The 14,881-nt window shown below is 66.9% G+C and carries 17 protein-coding genes; 10 read left to right on the forward strand and 7 right to left on the reverse strand.

Features of this window, described 5'->3' with window-relative positions; genetic code table 11:
* Nucleotides 1-11 precede the first annotated feature (11 nt).
* The 4 genes from dmpE to DID99_RS12260 form a co-directional block, all read right to left on the reverse strand.
* A complete protein-coding gene (gene dmpE, locus DID99_RS12245; protein ID WP_124570869.1) occupies nt 12-794 on the reverse strand; it encodes a 2-oxopent-4-enoate hydratase in 783 nt (260 codons plus the stop codon).
* Nucleotides 795-877: 83 nt separating this feature from the next.
* Nucleotides 878-2,260, reverse strand: a complete 1,383-nt coding sequence (locus DID99_RS12250) for a DUF1329 domain-containing protein (protein WP_124484696.1) — start codon at nt 2,258-2,260, stop codon at nt 878-880.
* Nucleotides 2,261-2,301: 41 nt separating this feature from the next.
* Entirely contained in the window at nt 2,302-3,867 is a 1,566-nt protein-coding gene (locus DID99_RS12255; protein ID WP_124570867.1) for a DUF1302 domain-containing protein, read from the reverse strand.
* 151 nt (nt 3,868-4,018) lie between these two features.
* Nucleotides 4,019-4,798, reverse strand: coding sequence for an SDR family oxidoreductase (locus DID99_RS12260; RefSeq protein WP_124666795.1), 780 nt, complete (start codon nt 4,796-4,798; stop codon nt 4,019-4,021).
* Between the two features lie 139 nt (nt 4,799-4,937).
* On the opposite strand from DID99_RS12260, the gene DID99_RS12265 reads away from it, so the two are divergent.
* The 6 genes from DID99_RS12265 to DID99_RS12290 all read left to right on the forward strand — a co-directional run bounded on the left by DID99_RS12265 (nt 4,938) and on the right by DID99_RS12290 (nt 9,448).
* A complete protein-coding gene (locus DID99_RS12265) occupies nt 4,938-5,774 on the forward strand; it encodes an alpha/beta fold hydrolase (protein WP_124666796.1) in 837 nt (278 codons plus the stop codon).
* 62 nt (nt 5,775-5,836) lie between these two features.
* Entirely contained in the window at nt 5,837-6,625 is a 789-nt protein-coding gene (locus DID99_RS12270) for an SDR family NAD(P)-dependent oxidoreductase (RefSeq protein ID WP_044844631.1), read from the forward strand.
* A gap of 38 nt (nt 6,626-6,663) precedes the next feature.
* The gene (locus tag DID99_RS12275) at nt 6,664-7,413 is read left to right on the forward strand and encodes an electron transfer flavoprotein subunit beta/FixA family protein (RefSeq protein WP_124666797.1); all 750 of its coding nucleotides are present in this window, start codon (nt 6,664-6,666) and stop codon (nt 7,411-7,413) included.
* Nucleotides 7,414-7,429: 16 nt separating this feature from the next.
* The gene (locus DID99_RS12280) at nt 7,430-8,392 is read left to right on the forward strand and encodes an electron transfer flavoprotein subunit alpha/FixB family protein (RefSeq protein ID WP_124666798.1); all 963 of its coding nucleotides are present in this window, start codon (nt 7,430-7,432) and stop codon (nt 8,390-8,392) included.
* Between the two features lie 3 nt (nt 8,393-8,395).
* The gene (locus DID99_RS12285; protein ID WP_124570863.1) at nt 8,396-8,926 is read left to right on the forward strand and encodes a transferase hexapeptide repeat family protein; all 531 of its coding nucleotides are present in this window, start codon (nt 8,396-8,398) and stop codon (nt 8,924-8,926) included.
* 273 nt (nt 8,927-9,199) lie between these two features.
* On the forward strand, nt 9,200-9,448 hold the full coding sequence (locus DID99_RS12290) for a hypothetical protein (RefSeq protein ID WP_124485054.1): 249 nt from the start codon (nt 9,200-9,202) through the stop codon (nt 9,446-9,448).
* A 60-nt stretch (nt 9,449-9,508) separates the two neighbouring features.
* On the opposite strand, the gene DID99_RS37235 is transcribed toward DID99_RS12290, so the two are convergent.
* Nucleotides 9,509-9,679, reverse strand: a complete 171-nt coding sequence (locus DID99_RS37235; protein WP_185733765.1) for a hypothetical protein — start codon at nt 9,677-9,679, stop codon at nt 9,509-9,511.
* 248 nt (nt 9,680-9,927) lie between these two features.
* Between DID99_RS37235 and DID99_RS12295 the strand changes: the two genes are divergently transcribed.
* Nucleotides 9,928-10,980, forward strand: a complete 1,053-nt coding sequence (locus DID99_RS12295; protein WP_124666850.1) for an alpha/beta fold hydrolase — start codon at nt 9,928-9,930, stop codon at nt 10,978-10,980.
* Between the two features lie 36 nt (nt 10,981-11,016).
* Here the strand turns inward: DID99_RS12295 and DID99_RS12300 are convergent, their stop codons facing one another.
* Entirely contained in the window at nt 11,017-12,180 is a 1,164-nt protein-coding gene (locus DID99_RS12300) for an MFS transporter (RefSeq protein ID WP_124666799.1), read from the reverse strand.
* 344 nt (nt 12,181-12,524) lie between these two features.
* Between DID99_RS12300 and DID99_RS12305 the strand changes: the two genes are divergently transcribed.
* The 3 genes from DID99_RS12305 to DID99_RS12315 are packed head-to-tail and all read left to right on the forward strand — an operon-like array spanning nt 12,525 to nt 14,355.
* Nucleotides 12,525-13,169 (forward strand): DUF1326 domain-containing protein, encoded by a 645-nt coding sequence (locus tag DID99_RS12305; protein ID WP_044844625.1) that lies wholly within the window; start codon nt 12,525-12,527, stop codon nt 13,167-13,169.
* Nucleotides 13,166-13,957: a DUF2182 domain-containing protein gene (locus DID99_RS12310; RefSeq protein ID WP_124666800.1), complete on the forward strand. Its 792-nt coding sequence runs from the start codon at nt 13,166-13,168 to the stop codon at nt 13,955-13,957. Before DID99_RS12305 ends, DID99_RS12310 begins: the two co-directional genes overlap by 4 nt.
* A 44-nt stretch (nt 13,958-14,001) precedes the next feature.
* Nucleotides 14,002-14,355 (forward strand): copper-binding protein, encoded by a 354-nt coding sequence (locus tag DID99_RS12315; RefSeq protein WP_044844623.1) that lies wholly within the window; start codon nt 14,002-14,004, stop codon nt 14,353-14,355.
* A gap of 53 nt (nt 14,356-14,408) precedes the next feature.
* Here the strand turns inward: DID99_RS12315 and DID99_RS12320 are convergent, their stop codons facing one another.
* A complete protein-coding gene (locus DID99_RS12320; protein WP_124666851.1) occupies nt 14,409-14,819 on the reverse strand; it encodes a VOC family protein in 411 nt (136 codons plus the stop codon).
* Between the last annotated feature and the right edge of the window lie 62 nt (nt 14,820-14,881).

Genomic DNA, 14,881 nt, shown 5'->3' on the forward strand with positions numbered 1-14,881 from the left:
TTCCTCTTCCTTTAGATAAAGCGGACGTCGCAACCGCCGATGCCGGAGATGTGCATCGACAGCGCGTCGCCGGCCGTGACCGGAATCAGTTTCGCGAGCGAGCCGGACAGCACGATCTCGCCGGCGAGCAGCGGCACGTCGTATTCAGCGAGCGTGTTCGCGAGCCACGCGACCGCGTCGGCGGGATGGCCGAGCGCCGCATCGCCGCGGCCTTGCGCGACGATCTCGCCGTTCTTCTCGATGGTCATCTCGCACGCGGCGAGATCGAGCGTGCGCGGATCGACGCGCGCATCGCCGAGCACGTACACGCCGCACGACGCGTTGTCGGCGACGGTGTCCTCGATGCGGATCGCCCAGTCGCGAATGCGCGAATCGACGATCTCGAAGCAGGGCGCAACCGCGGCCGTCGCGGCGATCACGTCGGTGCGGTCGATGCCGGGGCCGCGCAGGTCGCGCGCGAGGATGAACGCGATCTCGCCTTCGGCGCGCGGCGCGATCAGCGACTCGGTTGCGATCGCCTCGCCGGCCGCGTAGTGCATGCCGGACAGCAGGATGCCGAAATCGGGCTGGCGCACGTTCAGCATGTCCTGCACGGCCTGGCTCGTCACGCCGATCTTCTTGCCGACCACCGATTCGCCGCATTCGACGCGGCGTTCGATGAAGCGTTGCTGGATCCGGTACGCATCGTCGAGGGACAGCCGGCGCGGCCGCCCCGACAGCGGCGCGACCGGCGCGCGGGAGTGCCACGCGGCATACAGCTCGTCGCCGAGCGTCGCATGCAAGCGGTTGGACATGGTAGGGCCCTCGAATGGAAAAGGCCGCCGTCCCGGGCGGCGTCGGGCGCCGGAGCGAGGCTCCGGCGCGGGCGGCGATTTGCTTAGTTACCCGAACTGCGGATCGCGTCCGGCGAGAAGTACGCTTCGCTGAACTGCGGGCTGCTGTCGAGCTTCGGCATCGGCCCTTCGTTGGTCAGGCGGTCGGCCATGTAGGCGCCGGAGATCAGGTCGTGGAAGAACACGACACCCGGGTAGAACGTCTTCGCGTCATATGCGTACAGCGTCGTCGCGACGTTGGTGCGCCACAGCTGGCCGCGTGCGTCGTAGTTGTCGGCGAGCAGCGTCATCCACGAATCCTCGTCGATGTACAGCACGCGTTTCGCGTACTGGTGACGATAGCCGCTCTTCAGCGTCGCTTGCAGCACCCACACACGATGCAGCTCGTAGCGGATGTACGAAGGGTTTTCGTGACCCTTGGTCAGCAGGTCCGCATACTTGACCGAGCTGTCCATCGCCTTGTAGTTGTCGTACGGCACGTAGACTTCGCGCTTGCCGACGATCTTCCAGTCGTAGCGGTCGCCGGGGCCGTTGTACAGGCGGTCGTCGTCGACGGTGCGGAAGCCGCCCGGGCCCTGCGGCTGGTCATAGCCGTATTCGGGCGCCTGGCGCACGCGCCGCGTGCCCGGGTTGTACATCCACGTGCGCGACGAGTTGTCCGCGCCGGCCTTGTCCCAGTTCGTGAAGCCGACGATCAGCGAGCCGCGGTCGGACAGCGGCAGCTCCGTCGCGTTGCGATAGAACGTGCGGTTGTTCAGGTCGCTCTTCACGTCGTACTTGCCGACGTTGCGCGGCGAGTAGATGTCGTAGCGCACCTTGCCCCACGCGATGTTGCCGTCGGAGTACACGACCGCCTGGTCGTAGGTTGCCTGCTCGGTGCCGATCGCCGACGAGAAGCGCTGGTTCCACAGCAGCTCGGCGGCCGTCTTCGGGATCGGGTACGGCACCTGCGGCGGCGCGTTGGTCAGCCCGTTCGCGTCGGACGTCATCGTCGAATCGGGCGCATACGTGCGGATGTCCTTGTAGACGGAATCCGCGTAGCGGAAGTCGCGATGGCTCGGATAGACGTTGATCTTGAACGTGGCCGGATAGCGCTTGAACATCGCCTTCTGGCCGTCGGTCAGGTGCTCCGCGTACTGCGCCATGTTCTCGGCGGTGATCGTCGCGACCGGCTTCTCGTTCGCGAACGGATCGGGGTAGCGGCTGCCGCGCTTGTACTGGACGTCGGGCGGCGTGCCGAGCCACTTGCCCGACCACTCCGGCACGCTGTTGTCCTTGCTCGCGGCGCGCACCGCGCCCATCGGCGTGAGCGGGCCGTCGAGCGCCTTCAGGTCGTCCGGCGTGACCTTCGGGAACGAGGCCGTCGCGACGAGCGCGCACGCGGCCATCACCGATGCGCGCAGGAGGGGGAGACGAGTTCGTTTCATGACAAATCCTCTTCTTGCTGAGTGACGAGCGGCCGGGCCGCTCAGAAGTGGTAGGTCGCCGTGGCGAGCACGTAGTCGCGATCCGCGAGCGGACGCGTGACCGGGTTGGGCGAGCCGAGGAACTTGGCGTAGACGAGCGCCAGCTGCAGGTTGCTCAGGCGCGTGAACGTCACGCCGGCGGTCACGCGGTGATCGCCCTGGCCCGTCAGCGAGCCGAGCGCGCCGGCGAGCGGCGACGTGCCGGTCAGGTCGTGCGAGTAGGTCAGCGGCACGTCGAGATCCCAGCCGTTGAACACGTTCTTGTAGCTGAGCGTCCACGCGATCTCCATCGCGAGCGCGTTGCGCGAGTTGGCGAGCGTGGTCGAGCCGTCGAGCGCGGAGATGCCGCCGGCATGCACGTACGTCAGTTCGCCGACCAGCGACTGCGAGTTTGCGAGGAAGCTCGGCCCGATCGAGTAGATGCCCGACAGGTTGGTCTGCAGCACGTTCGCGCGCGTCGACTGCGGGCCGGTCGGCGTGTTGACCAGCACGGCCGCGCCCTGGCGGTACGACACTTCGCCCGCGACGTTCACCGGGCCGACCTGCGTCGAGAAGCTCGCGCCGGTCAGCTTGATGTTGCTGAAATATTTCTGCTGGTACTGGAGCGTCGGGAAGTACGTCGTGACGACGCTCGGGTTCATGTCGTTGTAATGCAGGTGGTACACGCCGAGCTCGGTGTCGCCCAGCACGCGCACGCGTGCGCCGATACCCCACTGGTTGCGGGCGCTCGGCTTGTCGTCGGCCCCGCGCGGAATGATCATCCCGCCCGGGCCGATGATGAACTGCGCGCCCGGGCCGACCACGTCCGAATAGCTCCAGTACGTGCCGGGCGCGGTCAGGCGGTTCTGCTGGAACGAGAACTGGTAGTAGCCGAGCAGGCTGAAGTTCGGCGTGATCTGCCACTGCGTCGAGATCTGCGGCACCGGCAGCAGGATGTCCTTCACCTGAGCGCCCGCGACATAGGACTTGGTGGCATCGGCCGGGCCTTGCGCGCCCGCGATGTTCGGGAAGAACAGGCTTTCGCCCCACGCGACCACCTGGTCGCCGACCTTCACGTTCAGGCTCGTCGGGCCGATCTTGAAGGTGTTGTAGGCGTAGGCGGCGAGCAGCGTCGTGTGGCCGCCCGACCAGTAGCGGGCGTCGCCGGTGAAGTTGTTGTACTGGCCCGTGTGGTTGACCGTGCCGGGCGCGTCGTTGTAGTTCGGGTGGCGGTACGCCTGATCGTAGAACGTGCTCGCGCGGACGAACACGCCCCAGTCGTCGTGCTTCAGGTTCACTTCGCCGAGCAGGCTGACCTGGTTCTCGATCAGCTTGTTCTTCGCGAAGTTGCGATCGCCGTCGTCGCCGTTGATGTTCGCCGGCGTCAGCAGATTGCCGCTCGGCGCACGCGTGCGCATGCCGAGGCCGTAACTCAGCGTGAACGTGTAGTCCAGCGTCGTGTCGGCGCCGAGCTCGATCGTGCTGCCGGCGTGCGCGTCGGGAACGGCGCAAGTCAGCAGCGCGGCGGCCAGCGTCGACAGCGCGGCGGTGGCCCGCTTGTCGGTACGGCGCGAAATCCGTTGATGCATGGTGTCTCCTCTGGGGGTATCGACGACGGTCGACTGTGGTTGTCGTGAGAGGCAGAGTAGGGAGATCGCGATAGCAGGGAATCGTCAAAATGAACTAGATGACTTCCCTAGGACTGGAAACGATCGGCGTACGCCTCTGGCGGCGCGTGCGTCAGCGCGCTTGCATCTGCGCTGCGGCCAGGAACGCGGGCCGTTCGCCCCCGCCGTCGAGTCGCAGGTTCGCGCCCGACGTGTACGACGCGTCGGGCGACGCGAGGAACAGGCACGCCGACGCGACGTCGTCGGGTGTCGCGAGCCGTGCGGCCGGAATCGTCGCGCGGATCGCATCGAGCGCCGCATCGTCGCCGTAGTGGCCTTCGGTCGCGGATTCGGTTTGCACGAGGCTCGGGCTGATCGCACACACGCGCACGCGCGGCGCCCACTCGACCGCGAGCGACGTGACCGCGTTGACGAGCCCCGCCTTCGCGGCGCCGTAGGCCGCGGTGCCGGGCGACGGCCGCGACGCGCTGACGCTCGCGATGAACAGCATCACGCCGCCATGCGGTTGCGGCTGCATGATCGCGTTCACGCGCTGCGCGAGTTGCAGCGGCGCGATCAGGTTCAGCCGCACGATCGATTCGGTGAAGCGCGGCGATGCGTCGGCCGCGAGCACGAACGGCGAGCCGCCCGCGTTGTTGACGAGCACGTCGAGGGCGCCCGTCGAGGCGCGGACCGTCGCGAGCATCGCGTCGACCTGCTCGATGTCGCGGAGGTCGGCCGCGATGAAGGTGGCCGTGCGTCCGCCGGCGGACGGCGGCGTGTCGGGCGCGCTGCGCCCGCACACGAACACGCGCGCGCCCGCCGCGAGAAACCGCTCGGCGATGCGCCGCCCGATGCCCTTGGTGCCGCCTGTCACGAGCACCGTCTTGCCGCTGTAGTCGAATCCGTTCATCGTCTGCCTCCGTTTTCGGTGGCCCGATGATAGGAACAAGCGCGCGTGGCTTCGTAGTCTGAAAGGATGATGCCGGCCAGCGCCGGCGGCGCAATCATCGTGGCAGGCATCCATCGACCGACGAAGGAGACAACCCGCGATGACGACCCCCACGACGCCGCCGGCCGGCATCTTCACCGACGTAGCGGGCGGCTTGCGCCTGCATCATTTCGAGGCGGGCGCAGGCCGCCCGGTGGTGTTCATCCACGGCAGCGGCCCGGGCGCGAGCGGTTTCAGCAACTTCAAGCACAACTACCCCGCGTTCGCGGCGGCCGGCCACCGCGCGATCGTCGTCGACCTGCCGGGCTACGGGCAGTCGTCGAAGCCGTCCGACGTCGCCTACACGCTCGATTTCTTCGTCGGCGCGCTGCACGCGCAGTTGTCCGCGCTCGGCATCGGGCCGGCCGTGCTGCTCGGCAACTCGCTCGGCGGCGCGATCGCGCTGAAATACGCGCTCGATTACCCGGACGAAGTCGACGGGCTGATCATGATGGCGCCGGGCGGCGTCGAGGATCGCGACACCTATTTCCGGATGGAAGGGATCCAGCGGATGGTGAAGCTCTTCACCAATCGCCAGATGAATGACGACACGATGCGCGAGCTGCTGACGCTGCTGGTGCACGATCCGGCGATCGTCACTGACGCGCTCGTCGCCGAGCGGATGAAGGTGTGCGTCGAGCAGCCGACCGAAGTGTTGTCGACGATGAGCGTGCCGAACCTGACGGGCGCGCTCGCCGACCTGCACTGCCCGGTGCTCGGTTTCTGGGGCACGGACGACCGCTTCAATCCGGTCGGCGGCGCGCTGACGTTCCTCGAGCGTTGCCGCGACGCGCGCTTCGTGCTGCTGAACCGTTGCGGCCACTGGGTCATGGTGGAGCATGCGGCCTATTTCAATCGGGAATGCATCGATTTCCTGGCTGCGCCGACGGCGCGATGATGCGCGATGGTTTTGATGGCCGGCCCGTTCGTGGCCGGTTCGCCTAAATTCAAGGAGACACAATGAAACTCATCGAAGACCTGTTCGACCTGCGCGGCAAGGTGGCCGCGATCACCGGCGGCGCGCGCGGCATCGGCGCGGAAACGGCGCGCACGCTGGCCGCGGCCGGCGCGAGCGTCGCGATCCTCGACGTGCTGTCGCAGCCCGCCGAAGCGCTCGTCGAGGAGATTCGCGCGCAGGGCGGCCAGGCCGCGTTCTGGTCGCTCGACGTCACGCAGGAGGCCGACGTCGAGCGCGTGTTCGGCGAGATCGTCGCGCGCTTCGGGCGCCTCGACGTGCTCGTGAACAACGCGGGCATCGAAGGGCACAACGTGCCGACGCACGAACTCACGCTCGCACAGTGGCAGCGCGTGCAGGACGTGAACGTCAACGGCGTGTTCCTGTGCACGCGCGCGGCGATTCCGCGCTTGGAAGCGGCCGGCGGCGGCTCGATCGTGAACCTGTCGTCGATGTACGGGATCGTCGGCGGCCCGGACGTGCCCGCGTATCACGCGTCGAAGGCCGCGGTGCGGATGATGGCGAAGGTCGATGCGATGCTGTATGCGGCGAAGAACATTCGTGCGAACTCGGTGCACCCGGGCTACATCCGCACGCCGATGCTCGAGGACGCGTTCCGCCAGATGGGCCAGGATCCCGACAACGTGTTCGGCTATCTGCAGACCCACGTGCCGATGGCGAAGATCGGCAGCCCGCGCGACATCGCGGCCGGCATCCTGTATCTCGTGTCGCCGGCCGGGCGCTACGTGACGGGCGCGGAGCTGGTGATCGACGGCGGATACACCGCGCGCTGACGCGCCGCGGCGGTCGAAACAAGAGAGGAGGCAGGCAGTTGAAAGCGCTCGTGGCAGTGAAGCGCGTGGTCGACGCGAACGTGAAGGTCGGCGTGAAGTCCGACCGCACCGGCGTCGACATCGCGAACGTGAAGATGTCGATGAACCCGTTCGACGAAATCGCGGTGGAAGAAGCGGTGCGCCTGAAGGAAGCCGGTGTCGCGACCGAAGTGATCGCGGTGTCGGTCGGCGTGACGCAAGCGCAGGAAACGCTGCGCACGGCGCTGGCAATCGGTGCGGATCGCGCGATCCTCGTCGAGTCGAACGACAGCGTCGAGCCGCTGGCCGTCGCGAAGATCCTGAAGGCGCTGGTCGACAAGGAACAGCCGCAACTGGTGATCCTCGGCAAGCAGGCGATCGACGACGATTCGAACCAGACGGGCCAGATGCTGGCCGCGCTGGCAGGTCTGCCGCAAGCGACGTTCGCGTCGAAGGTGACGATCGCCGATGGCAAGGCAACCGTGGCACGTGAAGTCGATGGCGGCGCGGAAACGCTGTCGCTGTCGCTGCCGGCGGTCGTGACGACCGACCTGCGCCTGAACGAGCCGCGCTACGTGACGCTGCCGAACATCATGAAGGCGAAGAAGAAGCCGCTGGAAACTGTGAAGCCGGAAGACCTGGGCGTGGATGTCACGCCGCGTTTGAAGACGCTGAAGGTGGCCGAGCCGCCGAAGCGCGCGGCCGGCGTGAAGGTGCCGGACGTGCAGACGCTGGTCGACAAGCTGAAGACCGAAGCCAAGGTGCTGTAACAGGGAGCGGACGGACATGACGATTCTGGTAATCGCCGAGCACGATGCGGCATCGGCTGGCGGCGCGTCGCCGATCAAGGCCGCGACGTTGAACACGGTGGCGGCGGCCGCCGAAGTCGGCGCGTTCGGCGGTGGCGACATTCACGTGCTGGTCGCGGGCCACAACGCGCAAGCAGCGGCCGATGCAGCGGCGAAGATCGCAGGCGTTTCGAAAGTGCTGCTCGCCGATGCGCCGCAACTCGCGGACGGTCTCGCCGAGAACGTCGAAGCGACGGTGCTGACCGTCGCGTCGAACTACTCGCACATCCTCGCGCCGGCCACCGCGTACGGCAAGAACATCGCGCCGCGGATCGCCGCGAAGCTGGACGTCGCGCAGATCTCCGACATCACGGCGGTTGTATCGGCCGACACGTTCGAGCGTCCGATCTATGCTGGCAACGCAATCGCGACGGTGCAGTCGGGCGACCCGATCAAGGTGATCACGGTGCGGACGACGGGCTTCGATCCGGTCGCGGGCGTTGGCGGCAGCGCAGCGGTCGAGAAGATCGAAGCGGCAGCAGATGCGGGTGTGTCGCAGTTCATCGGCCGGGAGGTGACGAAACTCGATCGCCCCGAACTCACCAGCGCGAACATCGTCGTGTCGGGCGGCCGCGGCCTGGGCAGCGGCGAGAACTACATGAAGGTTCTCGAACCGTTGGCCGACAAGCTGAGCGCCGCACTCGGCGCGTCGCGCGCGGCAGTGGACGCCGGCTACGTGCCGAACGACTACCAGGTCGGCCAGACCGGCAAGATCGTCGCGCCGCAGTTGTACATCGCCGTCGGTATTTCAGGTGCGATCCAGCATCTGGCCGGCATGAAGGATTCGAAGGTGATCGTCGCGATCAACAAGGATCCGGAAGCGCCGATCTTCGGTGTGGCCGATTACGGCCTCGTCGGCGACCTGTTCACGCTCGTGCCCGAAGCGGCCGCGGTGCTCTGAGCGATGCCGCTGTTCGAATTCGACGGCATGCGCCCGCGCGTCGCTTCGTCCGCGTACGTTCATCCGAGCGCGGTCGTGATCGGCGACGTGACGATCGGCGCGGGCTGCTACATCGGCCCGCATGCGAGCCTGCGCGGCGACTTCGGCGCGATCGTCGTCGGCGACGGCAGCAACGTGCAGGACGGCTGCGTACTGCACGTCGGCATCCGCGAGACGTGCCGGCTCGGCGTGAACAGCCACATCGGCCATGGCGCGATCGTGCACGGCGCGACGCTCGAGCCGGACACGATGATCGGGATGAACGCGGTCGTGATGGACGGCGCGACGATCGGCGCGACCACGATCGTCGCGGCCTGCGCGTTCGTGAAGGCCGGTTACGACGTGCCGCGCGGCGTGCTGCTCGCGGGCGTGCCGGGCCGTGTGGTGCGGCGGCTGAGCGACGCGGAGATCGACGCGAAGGCGAACGGCACGCGGATCTATCAGCAGCTGGCGGTGGATTGCTTGAGGGGGCTCCGGCAGATCGACGACGCGTAAGCGATGCGCGTTGTCGACGCGTCGTCGTTCGGGCGGAGGATGCCTGCCGGCGGCAAGACCGTCGTGCGTCAGCGTGAATACCGCAAATCCGTGCGCGCCGAGCGCCGCAAGGCGCCGCGCCGAAAGCGCGATGCCACGGTTTTATCGGGGTTTGTGCGGATGGCGATTCGCCGTCGTGCATGCCGGTCGCGACGTACGCGCGGGATCGATTGCCTGATGCGGCGCCGTTGTCTTAAGATCGGCGTCACACCATCCCACCGCCTCCGGCGCCGAATGAAAACGACCCTACGCCTGCGCGTCGCCATTATCGCTTCGGCCTTCGCCGTCTATCACGTATTCATGCACATTCAGTGGGTCGCCAGCGGTTGCATCGAATTTCGCGGCAGCCGGCATTGCAGCTTCGAGAACAGTGAGAATTTCGAAGGCATGATGGACTTCGACCTGCTGCTGACCTGCGCGTGGGTCGCGGGCGCGATGATGGCGTGGTTCGCGGTCGCGCGGTCGTCGAAGAAACCGGGTTGACGTCAGGACGACACCGCCGAGGGCGGCGGATGCGCCGCGTGCGGCGGCGCGTTTTCGCCGTCAATGCCCGACGGCTGCCATCATTCGCGCCGAATGGCGTTCGCCTGTCGCCGCACCGACCGGTGCGGGCTCGTCCAGCGCTGCCAGTTCGCCGGGCGAGAGATCGATGTCCGATGCGACAACGTGTTCCTCAAGATATGCGATACGCCGGGTACCCGGAATGGGCACCATGTTGCGGCTCCACGTTCACGCGATGACGATTTGCGCAGGCGTGACACCATTCGACGCTGCGAGTGCGGAGACTCAGCCGACCAGCCGATGGCGGCACGCGCGACCCAGGCGCATACAGACGGATTCAGGCAATGCGTCCTATTGCCGTCTTTCAATCCGCCTTGCAAGCCGTTTCCTATCGACTAACATTTTCCGGTAGCGCCTGTTTGTCGGTTTGTCGGTCAGTCCCACTGAAACGGGAGATAAAAATGCCACAAGAAATCGACCCGCGCCGGCGTGGCTTTGCGCGCATGGCAGCCGGTGCGCTTGTTGCAGCGCAGTTCGAGATGCTGCAATCCGCTCACGCACAAAATGCGCCGTCGGCAACACCGCCGATGCCACCGATCAAGCCTGGAAGCCATTCGTCGTTCACGACGATCAAGCAGATCAAGGCCGGGTTGCTCAATGTCGGTTATGCGGAAGCGGGCCCGGCCGATGGCCCGCCGGTCATGCTGCTGCACGGCTGGCCATACGACATCCACAGCTTCGTCGACGTCGCCCCGGCGCTCGGCGCGCAGGGGTATCGGGTGATCGTCCCGTACCTGCGGGGCTACGGCTCGACCACCTTCCTGTCGGACCAGACGATGCGTAACGCGCAGCCGACGGCCGTTGCACTCGACATCATCGCGCTGATGGATGCGCTGGACATCCGGACGGCCCTGTTCGGTGCATTCGACTGGGGCGCGCGAACCGCCGATATCATTGCCGTGCTGTGGCCGGAGCGTTGCAAGGGGCTGGTATCGGTGAGCGGCTATCTGATCGGCAGTCAGAGCGCGGGAAAAATGCCGCTGCCGCCCGCCGGCGAGTTCCAGTGGTGGTATCAGTTCTATTTCGCGACCGACCGCGGCCGCGACGGCTACGAGAAGTACACCGAAGATTTCGTCAAGTTCATCTGGAAGCAGGCGTCGCCGAAATGGAACTTCGACGACGCGACCTTCGCGCGAAGCGCGCCGGCTTTCCGAAACCCGGATCACGTCGCCATTACGATCCACAATTACCGGTGGCGGCAGGGGCTTGCGGTGGGCGAGGCGAAGTACGACGAATACGAGCAGCGGCTTGCATCCGCGCCGCCGATCACGGTTCCGAGCATCACGATGGAAGGCGACGCGAACGGGGCGTTTCACGTGCCGCCGGCCGTCTATCGGGCGAAGTTCACCGGTAAGTACGAGCATCGCACGATCACCGGCGGTATCGGCCACAATCTGCCGCAGGAGGCGCCGCAGGCATTCGCCCAGGCGGTGGTCGACGTCGGGCGGTTCTGACCGGCAGGCTGCGCGGCGGTTCGTCCCGCCACTGCGTCATTGCGTGCGCACCGGCTCCGGCCGGTCGCGCAGGATCGCGAGCGACAGCGCCGCCAGCCCGCAGCTGGCGATGAGCATCAGCAACGCGCCCTTGCCGGCATGCACCATCACCCAGCCGCCAAGCGACGGAAACCCGAACGCGCCGATGAAATACGACGCGACGAACCAGGTCAGCACGCCATGCCGTTGCGCGTCCGGGCAATCGTTGACCGCCTGTGCCTGGATCACCGGATACATGAGGCCGTAGCCGGCGCCCAGCAGGACGGCCGCGACGGACTGCAGCGATGCGTGCGCGGCAGCGCCGAACATCGCGAGCGCGCCGAGCAGCATCAACATGAGCAGGCCCTTGGTCGCCGTTTCGGGGCGCGCCATCCTGACCCATCTGCCGAGCAGCCAGCGCGCGCTCACCACTGTCATCGTATAAACGCTGAAGAATGTGCCGGGCCGCGCCTGCGTGCCCTGCATCAGCGACATCTGGAACGTCATCAGGCCGGAGAACACGCAGGTGCCGAGCGCGATCATCGCGATCGGCGCGGCCGCCCGCGTGCGCGAGATCGTGCGCAGCTCGCGCACCCACCGGCCGCCGGCGACGGGGGCGGACGGACGCGGGCTCAGGCGGCCGAATGCTTCCAGCATCAGCGACGCGAGCGCGCACAGCGCGCCGACCGCGTAAAGCGTGTCGTCGATCGACCAGTGGAGCATGCGCATCGCATAGGCGGCAAACGCCGGGGATGCGCCGATTCCGGTCATCTGGAACGTCGCCGATCGAAAGAACCAGGTGCCGCGCTCCGCACCGCTGGTACGCTCGGCCAGCGACATCGGCGCGGCCAGGTGAAACGCGCCCCAGCCGAAGCCGACCAGGAAGCCGGACGGCAGGTCCGCGTAGGCCGCGCGCCCGACGAGCGCGAAGCCGACGATGCCGGCGCCGATGCACAGTGACGACAGCGCGGCGATCCGTGTGGTGCCGATCTGCTGCGAGAACCAGCCGACGAACGACAAACCGGCGAACGTGCCGACCGTCGCCGCGGCCAGTGCCGCGCCGGTATCGAGATCGCTGCCGCCGATCGCGCGAAAGCGCATCGACAGCAGGAAGGTTGCACCGTAGCCGCCCGCGGTGAGCAGGGTGCCGACGAGAAACAGCAACGCACTTTGAACACGCATGACAGCGATCCGGGGCGACGGCGACGGTCGAGGTGAATCGGCGATTGCGAGACAGTATGAACCAGGACCGATGCGGGATGCCCGCATTCGTGATGCCGCGGACGTGCCGTCGGCTTTTGTCCGACATGGCTCGAACACGCTCGTCCGAGCGCGCCGTTGCGCATCGAAAGGCCTGCATCGGCGGGGCTGCACGACGAGGTTGAATGCGTCGGGCCGGCACCGTTGCGCGCCGCGCGGCGCCTGGTTTTTTTCGACGCACGAGGCACCCGCGCGCACTTTGATTTCCCCTGTCCGCTGCACTAGATTCGAAACATTACGTGCCAGCGACTGCGCGAGGTGAAGCCATGACGCCGTGGGAGATCCAGGGAACCGAACTGATGAACTGCAATTGCTCATACGGTTGCCCCTGCCAGTTCAATTCGTTGCCGACGCACGGCAACTGCGAAGCGATGGGTGCGATTTCGATCGACAGCGGCCACTACGGCGACGTGGTGCTCGACGGTGTCCGGATCGCGGTCGTGTTCCAGTGGCCCGGGCCGATTCACGAAGGCCACGGCCGGTGCCAGCCGATCGTCGACGAGCGTGCGAGCCCCGCGCAGTGCGAAGCCGTGCTGAAGATCATGACCGGTCAGGACACCGATCCGTTCGCGACGATGTTTTCCGTGTTCGCATCGACGCTCGAGCAGGCCTACGAGCCGATCTTCGCGAAGATCGATTTCGACGTCGATGTCGATGCGCGGCGCGGCCGGATCAGCATCGACGGCGTGCTCGACATCGTCGGCGAGCCGATCCGCAATCCGGTGACGGGCGCCGAACATCGCGTGCGGATCGACCTGCCGCACGGCTTCGAATACGAGCTGGCCGAGATCGGATCCGGCACCGGCCGGTCGCACGGCCACATCCAGCTGGATCTCGAGCGGAGCTACGCGCAGTTCGCACGGCTGCACCTGAACAACCACGGGCTGATCCGGCATCGCGTCGCGGCATGATCCCCGTCGGCGAGCTGCTCGGACGCGAGCGCGTCGTCACGCTGCTCGGCATGACCGCGCTCGTCGGCGCGTGCTGGGCCTACCTGTGGACGGGGGCCGGCACCGGCATGTCGGCGCTGGACATGACGGCGGTCGCGCTGTTCCCGCATCGGCTGGCCGACGGCATGGGCGCCATGGATCCGTCGCTGGCGACCGTGATCGTGATGTGGTGGGTGATGATGATCGCGATGATGACGCCCGGCGCGGCGCCGGTCGTGCTGCTGTACCGGCGCGTGCTGCGGCATCACGATCGGGGCGATGCCGGGTCGGCATTCACGTCGACGTGCCTGTTGGCCGGCTATCTGGCCGTATGGCTCGCGTTCTCGGTCGGCGCGGCCGTGCTGCAGATGCTGCTGCAGCCCGCCGGCCTGATCTCCGGGATGATGCTGTGGTCGAAGAGCGCCGTGCTGTCCGCGATCGTCCTCGCGCTGGCCGGCGTCTATCAGTTCTCGCCGCTGAAACAGGCCTGCCTGCGGCAATGCCGGTCGCCGGTGCGGTTTCTCGCGACATACTGGCGCCCGGGCATCACGGGCAGCTTCCTGCTCGGCGCGCGCCACGGCGCGTATTGCGTGGGCTGCTGCTGGCTGCTGATGGCGCTGCTGTTCGTCGGCGGCGTGATGAACGTCGTGTGGATCGTCGCGTTGTCGCTGTTCGTGCTGGTCGAAAAGGTGCTGCCGGGCGGCGAGCGGGTCGGCCGCGCGCTGGGTGTCGTGCTGATCGGGTGGGCGGTCGCGACGTTGCTGGTGTAGCGGGTGCGTTCCATGCGTTACCCGCTGCAGCCGGGAGTCGGTCGATGAAGATTCGAAATATTGCCGTCGCCGTCCTCTGCGCGATGAACGTCGTCGCGACACCGGCGTATTCAGCCGGCAGCATGTCCGACATGAACATGGACATGGGCGACTCGAAGACGTCGGCGCCGGATGCCGCGCTGACCAACGCCGAAGTGAAACGGATCGATGCCGAGCACGGCATGGTGACGCTGAAGCACGGCGCGCTCCAGAACGTCGGGATGGCGCCGATGACGATGGCATTCAAGGCCGGCGACCCGGCGATGATCGCGTCGCTGCACGTGGGCGACAAGGTCAAGGTCCGGGTCGAGCGCGTGAACGGTGCGCTGACGATCGTGAAGCTCGTGCAACGACGGTAACGCTCGCGCAAGCAACCGCTTGCCGGGCAACTGTCACGGACCAGTCGCCAGCGCTAACCCGGTCCATCACCGGAATCGCGGCCGGCGTCTGCAAAATTCAACTCGACGCCATTCCCGGCCGGATCGGTGAAAAAGATCTGCAGCTGGCTCGTGACCGGCACGTACCGGCGCGCGTACCGGACCTGCGCGTCGACAAGACGCCGCTCCATGTCCGCGGCATTCGCGCACGAAAACGCCACATGGTCGAACGTATTGACGACGTGCGCCGGCCGCGCCTCGCCGGGCCGCGCTTCCGACAGGTGGAGGATCGCCTGCGCCCCCGCGTAGAGCCAGTAGCCGCTGCTCTGGAACGGCGGTCGATACCCGGGTTCGAGGCCTACGACGTTCACGTAAAAGTCGCGCAGCGTATCGAGCGTGGCCCGATCCGCGCGGAGGTTGTAATGATCGAATCCGATGACTGGCATGGCAGGTTGTCCGGTTCGCGCAAGCGGCGCATGGCACAGCATCGCGCAGCGCGGGGCATCCT

The sequence above is a fragment of the Burkholderia sp. Bp8986 genome (assembly GCF_003854225.1).
Taxonomy (GTDB): Bacteria; Pseudomonadota; Gammaproteobacteria; order Burkholderiales; family Burkholderiaceae; genus Burkholderia.